The sequence below is a fragment of the Escherichia sp. MOD1-EC5950 genome (assembly GCF_002965345.1).
GTDB lineage: Bacteria > Pseudomonadota > Gammaproteobacteria > Enterobacterales > Enterobacteriaceae > Escherichia > Escherichia marmotae.
Genome location: NZ_PTSR01000022.1, coordinates 12,211 through 28,844, shown reverse-complemented (window position 1 = coordinate 28,844; position 16,634 = coordinate 12,211). Strand labels below are relative to the sequence as shown.

General features: G+C 51.7%; 19 protein-coding genes. 14 read left to right on the top strand and 5 right to left on the bottom strand.

Annotated elements, in window-relative coordinates; translation table 11 throughout:
- The first annotated feature begins 10 nt into the window (after positions 1–10).
- From lhgO to csiR, 5 genes are all read left to right on the top strand, one after another.
- The gene (gene lhgO / locus BEA93_RS18430; RefSeq protein WP_105224881.1) at positions 11–1,279 is read left to right on the top strand and encodes an L-2-hydroxyglutarate oxidase; all 1,269 of its coding nucleotides are present in this window, start codon (positions 11–13) and stop codon (positions 1,277–1,279) included.
- A gap of 22 nt (positions 1,280–1,301) precedes the next feature.
- The gene (gene gabD / locus BEA93_RS18425) at positions 1,302–2,750 is read left to right on the top strand and encodes an NADP-dependent succinate-semialdehyde dehydrogenase (RefSeq protein WP_105224880.1); all 1,449 of its coding nucleotides are present in this window, start codon (positions 1,302–1,304) and stop codon (positions 2,748–2,750) included.
- A gap of 13 nt (positions 2,751–2,763) precedes the next feature.
- On the top strand, positions 2,764–4,044 hold the full coding sequence (gene gabT / locus BEA93_RS18420; protein WP_001516916.1) for a 4-aminobutyrate--2-oxoglutarate transaminase: 1,281 nt from the start codon (positions 2,764–2,766) through the stop codon (positions 4,042–4,044).
- A 503-nt stretch (positions 4,045–4,547) separates the two neighbouring features.
- Positions 4,548–5,948, top strand: coding sequence for a GABA permease (gene gabP, locus BEA93_RS18415; protein WP_000531675.1), 1,401 nt, complete (start codon positions 4,548–4,550; stop codon positions 5,946–5,948).
- A 20-nt stretch (positions 5,949–5,968) separates the two neighbouring features.
- On the top strand, positions 5,969–6,628 hold the full coding sequence (gene csiR / locus BEA93_RS18410; protein ID WP_001516917.1) for a DNA-binding transcriptional regulator CsiR: 660 nt from the start codon (positions 5,969–5,971) through the stop codon (positions 6,626–6,628).
- 3 nt (positions 6,629–6,631) lie between these two features.
- On the opposite strand, the gene kbp is transcribed toward csiR, so the two are convergent.
- Entirely contained in the window at positions 6,632–7,081 is a 450-nt protein-coding gene (kbp, locus tag BEA93_RS18405; protein WP_000522431.1) for a potassium binding protein Kbp, read from the bottom strand.
- A gap of 83 nt (positions 7,082–7,164) precedes the next feature.
- Entirely contained in the window at positions 7,165–7,323 is a 159-nt protein-coding gene (locus BEA93_RS18400) for a YqaE/Pmp3 family membrane protein (protein ID WP_000508177.1), read from the bottom strand.
- A 182-nt stretch (positions 7,324–7,505) separates the two neighbouring features.
- On the opposite strand from BEA93_RS18400, the gene BEA93_RS18395 reads away from it, so the two are divergent.
- Positions 7,506–7,805, top strand: a complete 300-nt coding sequence (locus tag BEA93_RS18395; RefSeq protein WP_016262450.1) for an ArsR/SmtB family transcription factor — start codon at positions 7,506–7,508, stop codon at positions 7,803–7,805.
- Between the two features lie 9 nt (positions 7,806–7,814).
- Positions 7,815–8,339, top strand: a complete 525-nt coding sequence (locus tag BEA93_RS18390) for a rhodanese family protein (RefSeq protein ID WP_001229434.1) — start codon at positions 7,815–7,817, stop codon at positions 8,337–8,339.
- Positions 8,340–8,385: 46 nt separating this feature from the next.
- On the opposite strand, the gene stpA is transcribed toward BEA93_RS18390, so the two are convergent.
- Positions 8,386–8,787, bottom strand: a complete 402-nt coding sequence (stpA, locus tag BEA93_RS18385; protein WP_000115376.1) for a DNA-binding protein StpA — start codon at positions 8,785–8,787, stop codon at positions 8,386–8,388.
- A 666-nt stretch (positions 8,788–9,453) separates the two neighbouring features.
- Between stpA and alaE the strand changes: the two genes are divergently transcribed.
- Positions 9,454–9,903, top strand: a complete 450-nt coding sequence (alaE, locus tag BEA93_RS18380) for an L-alanine exporter AlaE (protein ID WP_000492662.1) — start codon at positions 9,454–9,456, stop codon at positions 9,901–9,903.
- 36 nt (positions 9,904–9,939) lie between these two features.
- On the opposite strand, the gene BEA93_RS18375 is transcribed toward alaE, so the two are convergent.
- Positions 9,940–10,284, bottom strand: coding sequence for a DUF2002 family protein (locus BEA93_RS18375; RefSeq protein ID WP_000281311.1), 345 nt, complete (start codon positions 10,282–10,284; stop codon positions 9,940–9,942).
- A 150-nt stretch (positions 10,285–10,434) separates the two neighbouring features.
- Between BEA93_RS18375 and BEA93_RS18370 the strand changes: the two genes are divergently transcribed.
- Complete coding sequence (locus BEA93_RS18370; protein ID WP_000483312.1) at positions 10,435–10,764, top strand: DUF883 domain-containing protein; 330 nt, start codon at positions 10,435–10,437, stop codon at positions 10,762–10,764.
- A gap of 55 nt (positions 10,765–10,819) precedes the next feature.
- Here the strand turns inward: BEA93_RS18370 and pdxR are convergent, their stop codons facing one another.
- The gene (gene pdxR, locus BEA93_RS18365; protein ID WP_016249104.1) at positions 10,820–12,154 is read right to left on the bottom strand and encodes a MocR-like pyridoxine biosynthesis transcription factor PdxR; all 1,335 of its coding nucleotides are present in this window, start codon (positions 12,152–12,154) and stop codon (positions 10,820–10,822) included.
- An 87-nt stretch (positions 12,155–12,241) separates the two neighbouring features.
- On the opposite strand from pdxR, the gene BEA93_RS18360 reads away from it, so the two are divergent.
- The 5 genes from BEA93_RS18360 (at position 12,242) to nrdF (ending at position 16,620) form a co-directional block, all read left to right on the top strand.
- Positions 12,242–12,673 carry a carboxymuconolactone decarboxylase family protein gene (locus BEA93_RS18360; protein WP_000209798.1) on the top strand — a complete coding sequence of 144 codons (432 nt, stop codon included), beginning with the start codon at positions 12,242–12,244 and terminating at the stop codon, positions 12,671–12,673.
- A gap of 208 nt (positions 12,674–12,881) precedes the next feature.
- Complete coding sequence (gene nrdH / locus BEA93_RS18350) at positions 12,882–13,127, top strand: glutaredoxin-like protein NrdH (RefSeq protein WP_105224878.1); 246 nt, start codon at positions 12,882–12,884, stop codon at positions 13,125–13,127.
- Positions 13,124–13,534, top strand: a complete 411-nt coding sequence (gene nrdI, locus BEA93_RS18345) for a class Ib ribonucleoside-diphosphate reductase assembly flavoprotein NrdI (RefSeq protein WP_000080937.1) — start codon at positions 13,124–13,126, stop codon at positions 13,532–13,534. The genes nrdH and nrdI overlap by 4 nt, the downstream gene beginning before the upstream one ends.
- Positions 13,507–15,651: a class 1b ribonucleoside-diphosphate reductase subunit alpha gene (gene nrdE / locus BEA93_RS18340; protein WP_105224877.1), complete on the top strand. Its 2,145-nt coding sequence runs from the start codon at positions 13,507–13,509 to the stop codon at positions 15,649–15,651. The genes nrdI and nrdE overlap by 28 nt, the downstream gene beginning before the upstream one ends.
- Positions 15,652–15,660: 9 nt before the next feature.
- Positions 15,661–16,620: a class 1b ribonucleoside-diphosphate reductase subunit beta gene (gene nrdF / locus BEA93_RS18335; RefSeq protein ID WP_105224876.1), complete on the top strand. Its 960-nt coding sequence runs from the start codon at positions 15,661–15,663 to the stop codon at positions 16,618–16,620.
- The last annotated feature ends 14 nt before the right edge of the window (positions 16,621–16,634 follow it).

Here is a 16,634-nt window from a genome sequence, read left to right as displayed (position 1 = left end):
AATTGAGCGGATGTATGATTTTGTGATTATTGGCGGCGGCATCATCGGCATGTCGACCGCCATGCAACTGATTGATGTCTATCCGGACGCCCGCATTGCGTTGCTGGAAAAAGAGTCCGGCCCGGCCTGTCACCAGACGGGCCACAACAGCGGTGTGATCCATGCCGGGGTCTATTACACGCCCGGCAGCCTGAAGGCGAAATTTTGCCTGGCGGGAAACCACGCCACCAAAGCCTTTTGCGATCAAAACGGCATTCGCTACGACAACTGCGGCAAGATGCTGGTCGCCACGTCCGCTCTCGAAATGGAACGGATGCGCGCGTTGTGGAAACGCACGGCGGCGAACGGGATCGAGCGCGAATGGTTAAACGCCGACGAACTGCGCGAGCGCGAACCGAATATCACCGGGCTTGGCGGTATTTTTGTGCCGTCCAGCGGCATTGTCAGCTATCGCGAAGTGACGGCGGCGATGGCAAAAATCTTCCAGGCCAGAGGCGGTGAGATTATCTATAACGCCGAAGTCAGCGCGCTCAGTGAGCATAAAAACGGCGTGGTGATACGTACCCGTCAGGGCGACGAATATGAAGCATCGACGCTGATTAGCTGTTCCGGACTAATGGCTGACCGGCTGGTGAAAATGCTCGGCCTCGAACCGGGCTTTATCATCTGCCCGTTCCGTGGCGAGTATTTCCGCCTTGCACCGGAGCATAACCAGATTGTTAACCATCTGATTTACCCCATCCCCGACCCGGCGATGCCATTTTTGGGCGTTCATCTCACCCGGATGATCGACGGTAGCGTGACCGTCGGGCCAAACGCGGTGCTGGCTTTCAAACGCGAAGGCTATCGCAAGCGCGACTTCTCATTTAGCGACACGCTGGAGATTTTGGGCTCTTCGGGGATTCGCCGGGTGCTACAAAACCACCTACGCTCAGGACTGGGCGAGATGAAAAACTCGCTGTGCAAAAGCGGCTATTTGCGGCTGGTGCAAAAGTATTGTCCCCGGCTTTCGTTAAGCGATCTCCAGCCCTGGCCCGCCGGTGTGCGGGCGCAGGCGGTATCGCCGGACGGCAAGCTGATTGACGATTTTCTGTTTGTCACCACCCCGCGCACGATCCACACCTGCAATGCGCCCTCCCCGGCAGCGACATCAGCAATTCCTATTGGTGCGCATATTGTCAGCAAGGTACAAACGCTGCTGGCAAGCCAGAGTAACCCCGGACGCACGCTGCGAGCGGCACGTAGTGTGGATGCCTTACACGCCGCATTTAATCAATAACCTTTGAAAACAGGATGTAGCGATGAAACTTAACGACAGTAACTTATTCCGCCAGCAGGCGTTGATTAACGGGGAATGGCTGGACGCCAACAATGGCGAGGTCATCGATGTCACCAATCCGGCGAACGGCGACAAGCTGGGTAGCGTGCCGAAAATGGGTGCTGATGAAACCCGTGCCGCTATCGACGCCGCCAACCGCGCCCTGCCCGCCTGGCGTGCGCTCACCGCCAAAGAACGCGCCACCATTCTGCGCAACTGGTTCAATTTGATGATGGAGCATCAGGACGATTTAGCGCGCCTGATGACCCTCGAACAGGGCAAACCGCTGGCTGAAGCGAAAGGCGAAATCAGCTACGCCGCCTCCTTTATTGAGTGGTTTGCCGAAGAAGGCAAACGTATTTATGGCGACACTATTCCCGGTCATCAGGCCGATAAGCGCCTGATTGTGATCAAGCAGCCGATTGGCGTTACTGCGGCCATCACGCCGTGGAACTTCCCGGCGGCGATGATTACCCGCAAAGCCGGTCCGGCACTGGCGGCAGGCTGCACGATGGTGCTGAAGCCCGCCAGTCAGACGCCGTTCTCTGCGCTAGCGCTGGCAGAGCTGGCGATCCGCGCGGGCATTCCGGCTGGCGTGTTTAACGTGGTCACCGGTTCGGCGAGCGCGGTCGGTAACGAACTGACCAGCAACCCGCTGGTGCGCAAGCTGTCGTTTACCGGCTCGACCGAAATTGGCCGCCAGTTAATGGAACAGTGCGCGAAAGATATCAAAAAAGTGTCACTGGAGCTCGGCGGCAACGCGCCGTTTATCGTCTTTGACGATGCCGATCTCGATAAAGCCGTGGAAGGCGCGCTGGCCTCGAAATTCCGCAACGCCGGGCAAACCTGCGTCTGCGCCAACCGTTTATACGTGCAGGACGGCGTGTATGACCGCTTTGCCGAAAAATTGCAGCAGGCGGTGAGCAAACTGCAAATCGGTGATGGACTGGAAAAAGGCGTCACCATCGGACCGCTGATCGATGAAAAAGCGGTAGCAAAAGTGGAAGAGCATATTGCCGATGCGCTGGAGAAAGGCGCGCGCGTGGTTTGCGGCGGTAAAGCGCACGAACGCGGCGGCAACTTCTTCCAGCCGACCATACTGGTGGACGTTCCGGCCAACGCCAAAGTGTCGAAAGAAGAGACGTTCGGCCCCCTCGCCCCGCTATTCCGCTTTAAAGACGAAGCCGATGTGATTGCGCAGGCCAATGACACCGAGTTTGGCCTTGCCGCCTACTTCTACGCTCGTGATTTAAGCCGCGTCTTCCGCGTGGGCGAGGCGCTGGAGTACGGCATCGTCGGCATCAATACCGGCATTATTTCCAATGAAGTGGCCCCGTTCGGCGGCATTAAAGCCTCGGGTCTGGGTCGTGAAGGTTCGAAGTATGGCATCGAAGATTACTTAGAAATCAAATACATGTGCATCGGTCTTTAACTGGAGAACGCGAATGAGCAGCAATAAAGAGTTAATGCAGCGCCGCAGTCAGGCGATCCCCCGTGGCGTCGGGCAAATTCACCCGATTTTCGCTGACCGGGCGGAAAACTGCCGGGTGTGGGACGTTGAAGGCCGTGAGTATCTTGATTTCGCGGGCGGGATTGCAGTGCTCAACACCGGGCACCTGCATCCAAAAGTGGTTGCGGCGGTGGAAGCGCAGTTGAAAAAACTGTCGCATACCTGCTTCCAGGTGCTGGCTTACGAGCCGTATCTGGAGTTGTGCGAGATTATGAATCAGAAAGTGCCGGGCGATTTCGCCAAAAAAACGCTGTTGGTCACCACGGGTTCGGAAGCGGTGGAAAACGCGGTAAAAATCGCCCGCGCCGCCACCAAACGCAGCGGCACCATCGCCTTTAGCGGTGCGTATCACGGGCGCACGCACTACACGCTGGCGCTGACCGGCAAGGTGAATCCGTACTCTGCGGGTATGGGGCTGATGCCGGGCCATGTTTATCGCGCGCTTTACCCTTGCCCACTGCATGGCATCAGTGAAGATGACGCTATCGCCAGTATCCACCGAATCTTCAAAAATGACGCTGCGCCGGAAGATATCGCCGCCATCGTGATTGAGCCGGTTCAGGGCGAAGGCGGTTTCTACGCCGCGACGCCAGCCTTTATGCAACGTTTACGCGCGCTGTGTGACGAGCATGGGATCATGCTGATTGCCGATGAAGTCCAGAGCGGCGCGGGACGTACCGGTACGCTGTTTGCGATGGAGCAAATGGGCGTTGCACCGGATCTCACCACCTTTGCGAAATCGATCGCGGGCGGCTTCCCGCTGGCGGGCGTCACCGGACGTGCCGAAGTGATGGACGCCGTCGCACCAGGTGGTCTGGGCGGCACTTATGCGGGTAACCCGATTGCCTGCGTGGCGGCGCTGGAAGTATTGAAGGTGTTCGAGCAGGAAAATCTGCTGCAAAAAGCCAACGATCTGGGGCAGAAACTGAAAGACGGGTTGTTGGCAATAGCCGAAAAACACCCTGAGATCAGCGATGTGCGCGGGCTGGGGGCGATGATTGCGATCGAGTTGTTTGAAAATGGCGATCACGACAAACCGGATGCGAAACTCACCGCCGAGATCGTAGCGCGCGCCCGCGATAAAGGTCTGATTCTTCTCTCCTGCGGCCCTTATTACAACGTACTGCGCATCCTTGTCCCCCTCACCATTGAAGATGCTCAGATCCGTCAGGGTCTGGAGATCATCAGCCAGTGTTTTGCTGAGGCGAAGCAGTAGCACCGCACCATGCCGGAGGCGACGCTTCGCGTCTTGTCCGGCCTACGGGAATCCAGGTCGGATAAGGCGTTTACGCCGCATCCGACACCCGGCGCACCATGCCGGAGGCGACGCTGCGCGTCTTGTCCGGCCTACGGGAATCCAGGTCGGATAAGGCGTTTACGCCGCATCCGACATTCGGCGCACCATGCCGGAGGCGACGCTTTGCGTCTTGCCCGGCCCACGGAAATGTAGGTCGGATAAGGCGTTTACGCCGCATCCGACATTCGGCGCACCATGCCGGAGGCGACGCTTCGCGTCTTGTCCGGCCTACAGGAATCCAGGTCGGATAAGGCGTTTACGCCGCATCCGACAATCTGTACGTAAACAGGAATAAATCTATGTCGGCCGGATAAGGCAGAGCCGCTCTCCGGCAAAAAGAGTTAATAACAATTAAACGCGTGACCCGACGCGGGAAATGTCGGGGCGCTCTCCCAAGTGACACACTTTCGAGAGGATTCAGGATGGGGCAATCATCGCAACCACATGAGTTAGGCGGCGGGCTGAAATCACGCCACGTCACCATGTTGTCTATTGCCGGTGTTATCGGCGCAAGTCTGTTTGTCGGTTCCAGCGTCGCTATAGCCGAAGCGGGTCCGGCGGTATTGCTGGCCTATCTGTTCGCCGGATTACTGGTGGTTATGATTATGCGAATGCTGGCGGAAATGGCGGTTGCTACGCCCGACACCGGCTCCTTTTCCACCTATGCCGATAAAGCCATTGGCCGCTGGGCGGGCTATACCATCGGCTGGCTGTACTGGTGGTTTTGGGTACTGGTTATCCCGCTGGAAGCCAACATTGCCGCCATGATCCTGCATTCATGGGTTCCCGGTATTCCCATCTGGTTATTTTCCCTCGTTATTACCCTCGCCTTAACCGGAAGTAATTTATTAAGCGTCAAAAACTACGGCGAATTTGAGTTCTGGTTAGCGATATGCAAAGTGATTGCTATCCTGGCGTTTATTTTCCTCGGTGCAGTGGCGATTAGCGGTTTTTATCCTTATGCCGAAGTGAGTGGTATCTCAAGATTATGGGATAGCGGCGGCTTTATGCCGAATGGTTTTGGTGCGGTATTAAGCGCGATGCTTATCACCATGTTCTCGTTTATGGGCGCGGAAATTGTCACCATCGCGGCAGCAGAATCCGACACGCCGGATAAACATATTGTTCGCGCCACCAACTCGGTTATCTGGCGTATCTCTATTTTCTATTTGTGTTCTATTTTTGTCGTCGTGGCTCTCATCCCGTGGAATATGCCAGGACTGAAAACCGTGGGTTCCTACCGTTCCGTGCTGGAGCTGCTGAATATTCCGCACGCAAAATTCATTATGGATTGCGTTATTTTGCTATCAGTGACCAGTTGCCTGAACTCAGCGCTGTATACCGCCTCGCGAATGCTTTACTCACTGAGCCGTCGCGGTGATGCACCTGCAGTAATGGGCAAAATCAACCGCAGTAAAACACCTTACGTGGCTGTATTACTCTCGACCGGTGCGGCGTTTTTAACGGTGGTGGTGAACTATTACGCGCCTGCGAAAGTGTTTAAATTCCTGATCGACAGTTCCGGCGCCATCGCCCTGCTGGTTTATTTAGTCATCGCCGTTTCACAATTGCGGATGCGTAAAATTCTGCTGGCAGAAGGCGGCGAAATTCGCCTGCGCATGTGGCTTTATCCGTGGCTTACCTGGCTGGTGATTAGCTTTATTACCTTTGTATTGGTGGTGATGTTATTCCGTCCGGCACAGCAACTCGAGGTCATTTCCACCGGCTTATTAGCAATAGGGATTATCTGTACCGTGCCAATTATGGCGCGCTGGAAAAAGCTAATAATGTGGCAAAAATTACCCGCGCATAATACGCATTAACGTTGAGCTGGAGTCACACCATGACCATTACGTCTCTGGATGGCTATCGCTGGCTGAAGAACGATATTATTCGCGGTCATTTTCAGCCGGATGAAAAACTGCGAATGAGTTTGCTGACGTCGCGCTATTCACTCGGCGTCGGGCCGTTGCGGGAAGCCCTTTCGCAACTGGTAGCGGAACGACTGGTCACGGTGGTGAATCAAAAAGGATATCGGGTGGCGTCTATGTCAGAGCAGGAACTGCTCGATATTTTCGATGCCCGCGCCAATATGGAAGCGATGCTGGTGAGTCTGGCGATTGCCCGTGGCAGTGATGAATGGGAAGCTGACATTCTCGCGAAAGCACATTTGCTTGGTAAACTGGAAGCCTCTGACGCCAGCGAGCAAATGCTTGATGAGTGGGACCAGCGCCATCAGGCATTTCATACTGCGATTGTGGCTGGCTGCGGTTCCCACTATTTACTGCAAATGCGCGAGCGTTTGTTTGATCTGGCGGCACGCTACAGATTCATCTGGCTGCGGCAAACAGTGCTTTCAGTAGAAATGCTGGAAGATAAACGCGATCAGCATCAAATTTTAACCGACGCTGTGCTGGCGCGAGATACTGCGCGCGCCAGTGAGTTAATGCGTCAACATTTGCTGACGCCGATTCCGATTATCCAGCAGGCGATGGCGGGATAACGATCACTCTTCAGGAATACGCAAAACCTGCCCTGGATAAATTTTATCCGGGCTTTTTAGCATCGGTTTATTCGCTTCGAAGATTTTATTGTAGAGATTGGCGTTGCCGTAAACCTGTTTGGAAATGGCACTCAGGGTGTCGCCAGACTTAACGGTATAAAACTGGCTGGCAGTTGCTGGCGTCGCCGTTTTTACCTGATCGTCCACGCTGGCAATACCGGAAATATTCCCCACTGCAACAAGGATTTTTTCCTTCGCTTCCTGACTTAAGCCGTCACCTGTGACTGTCGCTTTACCATCGACAATCTGAATATTCACTTTATCGGCATCGGGAATACCGGTTTTGTTCAGATGCTCTTGCACCTTCTTCGCCTGATCGTCTTTATCATGCTGACCGGTGACGGTATCCCAGAGCTTTTCTCCTGCCTCTTTCACAAAATTGAACAGACCCATAGCTACCTCATTCGTTAATGGAAACACTCAGAAAGTGTAGCAGAGGAACGCGGCGCGTTTACGCCGCGTGGGTGAGCACAGGATTAATCGCGGGTTTGCACCCAAAAAGCGTGAATTAAACCAGGAATATAACCAAGCAACGTCAGCAGGATATTAATGATGAACGCCCAACCAAATCCTTTACCTAACAGCACGCCGAGCGGTGGCAAAATGATGGTGATGACGATTCTCCAGAAACCCATATTTACTCCCTATAAGAAAATTAATCATTGTTTAAAAAGAGATTTCACCTCTTAAGCGTAGTGATTTTAGCGGAGCCTGGCCGTTTCAGCCTACGCTTTTACCCTCATTTACGCTGCTTACGCTGGTATACGTTGCATTTTTAGTTTAGAGTTTACTTAATTTAGCAAATACTTAAATAACTATGACTGAACTAGCCCAACTACAGGCCAGCGCCGAACAGGCCGCGGCCTTGCTGAAAGCGATGAGTCACCCCAAACGGCTGCTGATTCTATGCATGCTTTGTGGTTCACCCGGCACCAGCGCCGGTGAACTGGCTCGCATTACCGGACTTAGCGCCTCTGCAACGTCACAGCATCTCGCTCGTATGCGTGACGAAGGGCTTATCGACAGCCAACGGGATGCGCAGCGCGTTCTTTATTCGATAAAAAATGAGGCGGTAAATGCCATTATCGCCACCCTGAAAAATGTCTATTGTCCGTAAGGAGTGACCATGGCTTTGACAACAATTTCGCCGCATGACGCACAAGAATTAATCGCGCACGGTGCAAAGTTAATCGATATTCGCGATGCCGACGAATATCTTCGTGAACATATTCCAGAAGCCTCTCTGGCACCGATATCTGTGCTGGAACAGTCTGGTCTCCCGGCAAAATTACGTAGCGAGCAAATTATATTCCACTGTCAGGCGGGAAAACGAACCAGTAATAATGCGCAAAAATTAGAAGCGATTGCCTCCCCCGCAGATATTTTTTTACTGGAAGGCGGAATTGATGGCTGGAAAAAAGCAGGATTTCCAGTAGCTGAAAATAAATCCCAGCCTTTGCCATTAATGCGTCAGGTGCAGATCGCTGCTGGTGGTTTAATATTAATCGGCGTCGTACTGGGTTATGCCGTTAATAGCAGCTTCTTCTTATTAAGTGGATTTGTCGGTGTTGGATTAATGTTTGCAGGAATCAGCGGTTTTTGTGGGATGGCAAGGCTGTTAGATAAGATGCCGTGGAATCAGCGAGCTTGAGTAATGACGCCGGACGCACCATCGTGGCGACATCCGGCAACAGTGATTAGATCAGGAAATCGTCGAGAGATTTACCTTCTGCCAGAGCCTGAGCGATCGGCTTCGGTGTACGACCCTGACCGGTCCAGGTTTTGGTTTCACCATTAAAATCGGTGAATTGGTATTTCGCCGGACGCGGCTGGCGTTTTTTACCTGCACGCGGTGCAGCAGTATTATTACCAAATAACTCTTCCGGATTAATTCCGTCAGCCTTCATCAGCTCCAGCCAGGTGCTAATTTTCTCCTGGCGCTCAGCCAGTTCACGCTGCTGCTGTTCTTCTTCTTCACGTCTTTCTTTAGTGACAACCCTGAATTTTTCGAGCATTTCTTCAAGAACGTCAATGGAGAATTCGCGAGCCATCGCACGAAGGGTGCGGATGTTATTTAAACTTTGTAACATTACAGACATAATAAAGAAAACCTTTTAACGCCAAAACAAAAAAGTATTTCGCCGCGTAGTGTAAGCGATCGTTTATTATATTTCCACAAAATTTAATCTATTTACAATCGCCAGTGATATTATTTCAAGCGTTATTTCCAGATAGATTAATAATTATTTCAGATTATATATTAGCCATTTAGCTTAGTCATTCCAGCCATTAGCAAATAGTCAGGTGCTCTCTGTCTCATCGACACTGATGGCAAATCAATAACCTCCGCATAAATATACAGAAAAAACGAATAAAACAACAATTCAACACCTAAAATTTTATGCTGGCATTAGTCGCTTTAAGTCACTAAAAATTCCAGATAGAGTAAAAGCGCTACTTACGCCGGATTGCCTACACTTTGCAGCATTACCTCCCTTAGCCTTCCCCGCCGAACATGTCAAAATACCAACATAACAATATGATTTTAAATCATATTATTAGAATAAGCATTTAAAAATCCATAATGTACAAAAAACACGCTATCGCGGAATATTTTATCTACGAAAACAAAATAAATAAAAATTTTTCACTAATTGATTACTTGCATCCAGCGATATACGCTATGCAAAGATGAAACAGGCAGCTCAGAGCACTGCATTCATTTTCATTCATATCCGATTTCGCTTTTATTAAGGAGCATTGGCATGTTCTCACCGCAGTCACGCTTGCGTCATGCAGTTGCAGACACGTTCGCGATGGTTGTTTACTGTTCTGTCGTGAACATGTGTATTGAAGTTTTCCTCTCCGGAATGAGCTTCGAGCAGTCTCTTTACTCCAGGTTAGTGGCAATTCCGGTGAACATCTTAATTGCATGGCCATACGGCATGTACCGGGATCTGTTTATGCGCGCGGCACGCAAAGTTAGCCAGTCTGGATGGATAAAAAATCTGGCAGATATTCTGGCTTATGTGACGTTTCAGTCACCGGTGTATATGGCGATCTTGCTGGTAGTGGGCGCAGACTGGCACCAGATTATGGCTGCGGTCAGTTCAAACATCGTTGTTTCGATGTTGATGGGGGCGGTCTATGGCTACTTCCTCGATTACTGCCGCCGGCTATTTAAAGTCAGCCGTTACCAGCAGGTAAAAGCCTGACTCTTCTTTTCGCGACTGGCAATGCCAGTCGCGTCTTTAATTGGTTTCGCCAAACAAGCCATGCAAATAACGTTCAAGCGCAACACGCGAACTAAAACCATGCGGAATACCGTAATGCTCGTGTCGCTCGCCCGCAAAGTAGAGCGGAAATTGCTGGTAATGATCGCAGGTTTTAATATCAGAAGCGGGTTCTGCCAGCGTCGAACTACGCTCTTTTAATGTTGGATGAATTACCAGTGCGGTACGTCCCATTCGTGCTTCGCGATTAACATAAACATAATGTTCCCCACGGCGGTAACCGTATGCTTTCTGGGTTACCACATCGACGGTAAAACCGACTTTCTCAAGTACGCGAGCTACCTCGTCTGGTCGTAAATACATATTTTATCCTCGTGATTATCTACCGCGGGCCTACCTTACCTGATTGAGCATTCACAACGCTTTCAGAAAAGTCCATAAAGCCGCGATGAGTCTCAGCAAAGAAAATTATGGTCTACACTGAAAATTACATCGAATTCAAAGGGGGATCATATGTTTAACCGACCTAACCGCAACGACGTCGATGATGGCGTGCAGGATATTCAGAATGATGTCAATCAATTAGCTGATAGCCTCGAATCTGTATTGAAGTCCTGGGGTAGCGACGCCAAAGGGGAAGCCGAAGCTGCACGCAGTAAAGCACAGGCGCTACTGAAAGAAACCAGAGCGCGGATGCATGGTCGTACTCGCGTCCAACAAGCCGCACGTGATGCCGTGGGTTGCGCTGATTCTTTTGTTCGTGAAAGACCCTGGTGTAGCGTGGGTACAGCGGCGGCGGTAGGGATTTTTATCGGTGCACTGTTAGGTATGCGCAAATCGTAGTGGAACAATGATAATAAATACACGTCCCTGGCCCCGAAGCCTGACTTCGGGGTTTTTAACTTAAGGCATCGCGTAATTGTTGTGCCACCTGCTGCGCCATGCTTTCGCTAACGATATTGGTAAACGAGAGCAGCAATCCTCCTTTCCCGGTTGACCGAATACGCCAGGTACTTAATGCCTGCACCGCAAGGCCAGCGGCATTAGCTTTACGCGCGTAGGCAATATCATCGCCCATCATGCTGATAACCATCTGGATTCCCCCTTTTTGCGGTACAACCTGAAATCCCTGTTGCGTAAGCGCCTGCTCAATCCACTGCCGACGCTGAGCATAGTGCTGACGCATTTTCTTCAGATGCCTCCAGAAATGCCCATCACGAATGAAATCTGCCAGAGTGTTCTGCCATAGAACAGGCACAGCACATGGCTCCAGCGATGCCTGTTGGCGGAATTGCGCAATCTGCTCCACCGGCACCACCAGCCACGCACAGCGCAGTGCCGGGAAAAGCGATTTGCTAAATGTTCCGGCATAAATCACCCGCTGCGGCGCATCGAGACTTTTCAGCGCCGGTAACGGCTTACCGTGATAGCGGAACTCACTGTCGTAATCATCTTCAATAACCCATGCCTGACTACGCTCTGCCCATTCCAGCACCTGGTGCCTGCGCGCCAAAGAGAGCGCAACACCCAGCGGGCTTTGATGTGCCGGAGTGATCAGAGCAAAACGCGCATCAGGATAATTTTGTATTCCGCTTGTGACATCCAGTCCGTTGTCGTCAACAGGCACAGGAAAAACATTCACACCGTGGCGAGTGACAATCGGACGAATCAGTGGAAAACCGGGATCTTCCATCCACATCCCGTCTCCCGGTTCCGCCAGTGCACGCAAAATTAAGCTCATCGATGCCGCATAACCGTGTGTGATAAATACCTGCTCAGGCTGGCTCTCAATTCCGCGCGAGACACGTAGATAATCAACAATTGCCTCGCGCAACGCCGCCTCGCCGCAGACATCGCCTAACGCCAAATTAAAACGCGTCTGGGTTCGCAGGCGACGGCCCATCACCCGCGCCCACAGCTCACGCGGAAAGAGATCGAGTGCGGGTAATCCCATTTGAAACGGCAACGGCTGCTCGCTTTCACCGGCAAAGACGACGACATCAGAAGATGATTTTTGTGGATGTATCTGTTCGCTGACAAAGGTGCCTGCCTGCCCCCGCCTGACCAGCCAGCCCTGTGCCACCAGCTCAGCATAAGCATTTTCGACTGTGGAGCGAGACACGCCCAGTTCCTGCGACCAGGTTCGGCTGGAAGGTAGCCTTGCGCCAGGTTTCAGTTCCCCTTGCTCAATAGCCGTTTTTAACTGACGGGCGATTTCCTGATAACGCGGCATATGGTCTGCTTTTTTACGTAATTTATGGCTCTCTTTGACAGTCCATTATAGTGCTACATTGCGGGCGTTAATAAGAGGAGAAACTGTATGACTACATTACGTCAACCCTACTACGAACTTAGCCCGGCAGTGTATAACGCACTGGTGCAGGCCAAAACGGCGCTGGAAAATAGTACGCTGGATACCACTCTGATGGAGTTAGTTTATTTACGCGTCTCACAAATCAACGGCTGCGCATTTTGTCTGGAGATGCACAGTAAAGCATTACGCAAATCCGGTGTGCCGCAGAACAAACTGGACGCCCTGGCAGGCTGGCGCGTAAGCCATCATTTTGACGATCGCGAGCGGGCGGCGCTGGCATGGGCGGAATCGGTGACCGATATTGCCCGAACCCATGCAGAAGATGACGTTTATCAGCCTCTGCTTAAGTACTTCAGCGCAGCAGAGATCAGCGACTTAACGTTTGCCATCGGGCTGATGAATTGTTTTAACCGCCTGGCGGTTTCCATGCGGATGTAATTTGCTGTTGCCGGGGGCTCGCCCGGCAACAAAACACAAAATCCCCTACCCCGTTGAGCCACTCAACGGCGGTATCAATAATCTAAAATTCCCATATCTTGTATGGTTGAATCTTTTTTCATCTACATCTAGTATCTCTGTATCAACAGAGAGACAACCCGACGCGTATCATCGCGCCGTATCTTCATTTTAAACGGAAATACGAATCATGCGCATTACTATTTACACTCGTGACGATTGCGTTCAATGCCACGCCACCAAACGAGCAATGGAAAACCGTGGCTTTGACTTTGAGATGATTAATGTCGATCGCGATCCTGAAGCGGCAGAGGCGTTACGTGCCCAGGGCTTTCGCCAGTTGCCGGTAGTGATTGCAGGTGATCTTAGCTGGTCTGGCTTTCGTCCGGACATGATCAACCGCCTGCATCCAGCGCCACACGCAGCCAGCGCATGAGTCAGCTCGTCTACTTCTCCAGTAGCTCCGAAAACACACATCGCTTTATCAAACGTTTAGGGCTGCCCGCCGTGCGCATTCCGCTCAATGAGCGGGAACGGATTCAGGTAGACGAGCCTTACATCCTGATCGTGCCCTCTTACGGCGGTGGCGGTACGGCTGGCGCTGTGCCACGGCAGGTGATTCGCTTTTTAAACGTCGAACATAACCGGGCGTTGCTTCGCGGCGTTATTGCTTCGGGTAATCGCAATTTTGGTGAGGCGTATGGCCGCGCCGGAGATGTGATTGCCCGGAAATGCGACGTGCCGTGGCTATACCGCTTTGAACTCATGGGTACGCAAAGCGATATCGAAAACGTTCGTAAAGGAGTAACCGAATTTTGGCAACGACAACCGCAGACCGCCTGACGCAGGAAACGATGGATTACCACGCCCTGAATGCGATGCTTAACCTTTACGATAGCGCGGGTCGCATTCAGTTCGATAAAGATCGCCAGGCAGTAGACGCTTTTATGGCGACACATGTACGCCCGAACAGTGTGACTTTTAGCAGCCAGCAGCAGCGCCTGAACTGGCTGGTCAACGAAGGTTACTATGATGAAAGCGTCCTCAACCGCTACTCTCGCAACTTTGTCATTACGCTGTTTGCCCATGCACACGCCAGTGGTTTTCGTTTCCAGACGTTCCTCGGTGCATGGAAGTTTTACACCAGCTATACGCTGAAGACTTTCGACGGTAAACGTTATCTGGAAGATTTTGCCGATCGGGTCACGATGGTGGCGCTAACGCTGGCGCAAAGTGATGAGACGCTGGCGACGCAGCTAACCGATGAGATGCTGTCAGGACGCTTTCAGCCTGCCACGCCAACATTCCTCAACTGTGGTAAACAGCAGCGAGGCGAACTGGTTTCCTGTTTTCTGCTACGTATTGAAGACAATATGGAGTCGATTGGTCGGGCGGTTAATTCCGCACTGCAACTGTCAAAACGCGGCGGCGGCGTGGCGTTTTTGCTGTCGAATCTGCGGGAAGCGGGTGCACCGATTAAACGTATTGAAAATCAATCTTCTGGCGTGATTCCGGTGATGAAAATGCTGGAAGACGCATTTTCCTATGCCAACCAGCTCGGCGCTCGTCAGGGGGCTGGGGCTGTATATCTGCACGCACACCATCCCGATATTCTGCGTTTTCTCGACACAAAACGGGAAAATGCCGATGAAAAAATCCGCATTAAAACGTTGTCGCTGGGGGTAGTGATCCCGGATGTCACCTTCCATCTGGCGAAAGAGAATGCGCAGATGGCGCTGTTTTCGCCCTATGACGTTGAGCGAGTTTACGGCAAGCCGTTTGCTGATATCGCCATCAGCGAACACTATGACGAACTGGTTGCCGATGAACGCATCCGCAAAAAATACATCAACGCCCGTGATTTCTTCCAGCGGCTGGCGGAGATCCAGTTTGAGTCCGGCTATCCCTACATCATGTATGAAGATACGGTTAACCGTGCTAACCCTATTGCCGGGCGCATAAATATGAGTAATCTCTGCTCAGAAATTTTGCAGGTTAACAGCGCCTCAGCGTATGACGAGAATCTCGACTATGCTCGCACAGGCCATGATATTTCCTGCAATTTAGGCTCGTTGAATATTGCTCACACTATGGATTCGCCAGACTTTGCCCGCACGGTAGAGACAGCCGTGCGCGGTCTGACGGCGGTGTCAGATATGAGTCATATCCGCAGCGTGCCGTCCATCGAAGCCGGAAATGCCGCCTCGCACGCCATCGGCCTGGGGCAGATGAATCTGCACGGCTATCTGGCGCGTGAGGGTATCGTTTACGGTTCGCCGGAAGCACTGGATTTTACCAATCTCTATTTCTACACCATCACCTGGCACGCCCTGCGCACTTCGATGTTGCTGGCACGCGAACGTGGTGAAACCTTCGCCGGATTCAAACAGTCACGCTATGCCAGTGGTGAATATTTTAGCCAATATCTGCAAGGGAACTGGCAGCCGAAAACGGCGAAAGTTGGCGAACTGTTTGCCCGTAGCGGTATTACGTTACCTACCCGTGAGATGTGGGCGCAACTGCGCGACGACGTGATGCACTACGGCATTTACAACCAGAATCTTCAGGCGGTGCCGCCAACCGGTTCTATCTCTTATATCAACCATGCTACGTCGAGTATTCACCCGATTGTGGCGAAAGTGGAGATTCGCAAAGAGGGTAAAACCGGGCGCGTTTACTACCCTGCCCCGTTTATGACTAATGAGAATCTGGCGCTATATCAGGACGCTTACGAAATTGGCGCGGAAAAGATTATCGACACCTACGCCGAAGCGACTCGCCATGTCGATCAGGGGCTGTCGCTGACGCTGTTTTTCCCCGATACCGCCACCACTCGCGATATCAATAAAGCGCAGATTTACGCCTGGCGCAAAGGTATCAAAACGCTCTATTACATCCGCCTGCGTCAGATGGCGCTGGAAGGCACTGAAATTGAAGGCTGCGTCTCCTGCGCACTTTAAGGAATATCTATGAAACTCTCACATATCAGCGCCATCAACTGGAACAAGATTACTGACGATAAAGATCTGGAAGTATGGAATCGCCTGACCAGCAATTTCTGGCTACCGGAAAAAGTGCCACTGTCGAACGATATTCCCGCGTGGCAAACGTTAAGTACCATCGAACAACAACTGACGATGCGCGTATTTACTGGACTGACGCTGCTCGACACGTTGCAAAACGTTATCGGCGCGCCTTCGTTGATACCCGATGCACTCACGCCCCATGAAGAAGCAGTGTTGTCGAATATCAGCTTTATGGAAGCCGTTCATGCCCGCTCTTACAGCTCTATTTTCTCGACGCTGTGCCAGACAAAAGAGGTTGATGCCGCCTATGCCTGGAGTGAAGAAAATGCGCCGTTGCAACGAAAAGCACAGATTATTCAGCAATATTATCACGGTGATAGTCCGCTGAAAAAGAAAATCGCCAGTGTCTTTCTTGAATCATTTTTGTTCTATTCCGGCTTCTGGCTGCCAATGTATTTTTCCAGTCGCGGAAAGCTGACCAATACCGCCGATCTGATCCGCCTGATTATCCGCGATGAAGCAGTACACGGTTATTACATTGGCTATAAATATCAGAAAAGCCTGGAAAAAATCTCCCAGGCACAACGTGAAGAATTAAAGAGTTTCGCCTTCGATTTATTGCTGGAACTTTACGACAACGAGTTGCAATACACCGATGAGCTGTACGCCGAAACAACATGGGCTGACGATGTGAAAGCGTTTCTCTGTTACAACGCCAATAAAGCCTTAATGAATCTGGGATACGAACCGTTATTTCCAGCAGAAATGGCAGAAGTAAATCCGGCAATCCTTGCCGCGCTTTCACCGAATGCCGACGAAAATCACGATTTCTTTTCCGGCTCTGGTTCCTCTTATGTGATGGGAAAAGCGGTCGAAACAGAAGACGAAGACTGGAATTTTTGACGAGGTTATTTTTC

Bases quoted from the DNA above. Each gene is read 5' to 3' on its own strand.
- lhgO (WP_105224881.1), top strand. From the start codon at position 11: ATGTATGATTTTGTGATTATTGGCGGCGGCATCATCGGCATGTCGACC.
- gabD (WP_105224880.1), top strand. From the start codon at position 1,302: ATGAAACTTAACGACAGTAACTTATTCCGCCAGCAGGCGTTGATTAAC.
- gabT (WP_001516916.1), top strand. From the start codon at position 2,764: ATGAGCAGCAATAAAGAGTTAATGCAGCGCCGCAGTCAGGCGATCCCC.
- gabP (WP_000531675.1), top strand. From the start codon at position 4,548: ATGGGGCAATCATCGCAACCACATGAGTTAGGCGGCGGGCTGAAATCA.
- csiR (WP_001516917.1), top strand. From the start codon at position 5,969: ATGACCATTACGTCTCTGGATGGCTATCGCTGGCTGAAGAACGATATT.
- kbp (WP_000522431.1), bottom strand. From the start codon at position 7,081: ATGGGTCTGTTCAATTTTGTGAAAGAGGCAGGAGAAAAGCTCTGGGAT.
- BEA93_RS18400 (WP_000508177.1), bottom strand. From the start codon at position 7,323: ATGGGTTTCTGGAGAATCGTCATCACCATCATTTTGCCACCGCTCGGC.
- BEA93_RS18395 (WP_016262450.1), top strand. From the start codon at position 7,506: ATGACTGAACTAGCCCAACTACAGGCCAGCGCCGAACAGGCCGCGGCC.
- BEA93_RS18390 (WP_001229434.1), top strand. From the start codon at position 7,815: ATGGCTTTGACAACAATTTCGCCGCATGACGCACAAGAATTAATCGCG.
- stpA (WP_000115376.1), bottom strand. From the start codon at position 8,787: ATGTCTGTAATGTTACAAAGTTTAAATAACATCCGCACCCTTCGTGCG.
- alaE (WP_000492662.1), top strand. From the start codon at position 9,454: ATGTTCTCACCGCAGTCACGCTTGCGTCATGCAGTTGCAGACACGTTC.
- BEA93_RS18375 (WP_000281311.1), bottom strand. From the start codon at position 10,284: ATGTATTTACGACCAGACGAGGTAGCTCGCGTACTTGAGAAAGTCGGT.
- BEA93_RS18370 (WP_000483312.1), top strand. From the start codon at position 10,435: ATGTTTAACCGACCTAACCGCAACGACGTCGATGATGGCGTGCAGGAT.
- pdxR (WP_016249104.1), bottom strand. From the start codon at position 12,154: ATGCCGCGTTATCAGGAAATCGCCCGTCAGTTAAAAACGGCTATTGAG.
- BEA93_RS18360 (WP_000209798.1), top strand. From the start codon at position 12,242: ATGACTACATTACGTCAACCCTACTACGAACTTAGCCCGGCAGTGTAT.
- nrdH (WP_105224878.1), top strand. From the start codon at position 12,882: ATGCGCATTACTATTTACACTCGTGACGATTGCGTTCAATGCCACGCC.
- nrdI (WP_000080937.1), top strand. From the start codon at position 13,124: ATGAGTCAGCTCGTCTACTTCTCCAGTAGCTCCGAAAACACACATCGC.
- nrdF (WP_105224876.1), top strand. From the start codon at position 15,661: ATGAAACTCTCACATATCAGCGCCATCAACTGGAACAAGATTACTGAC.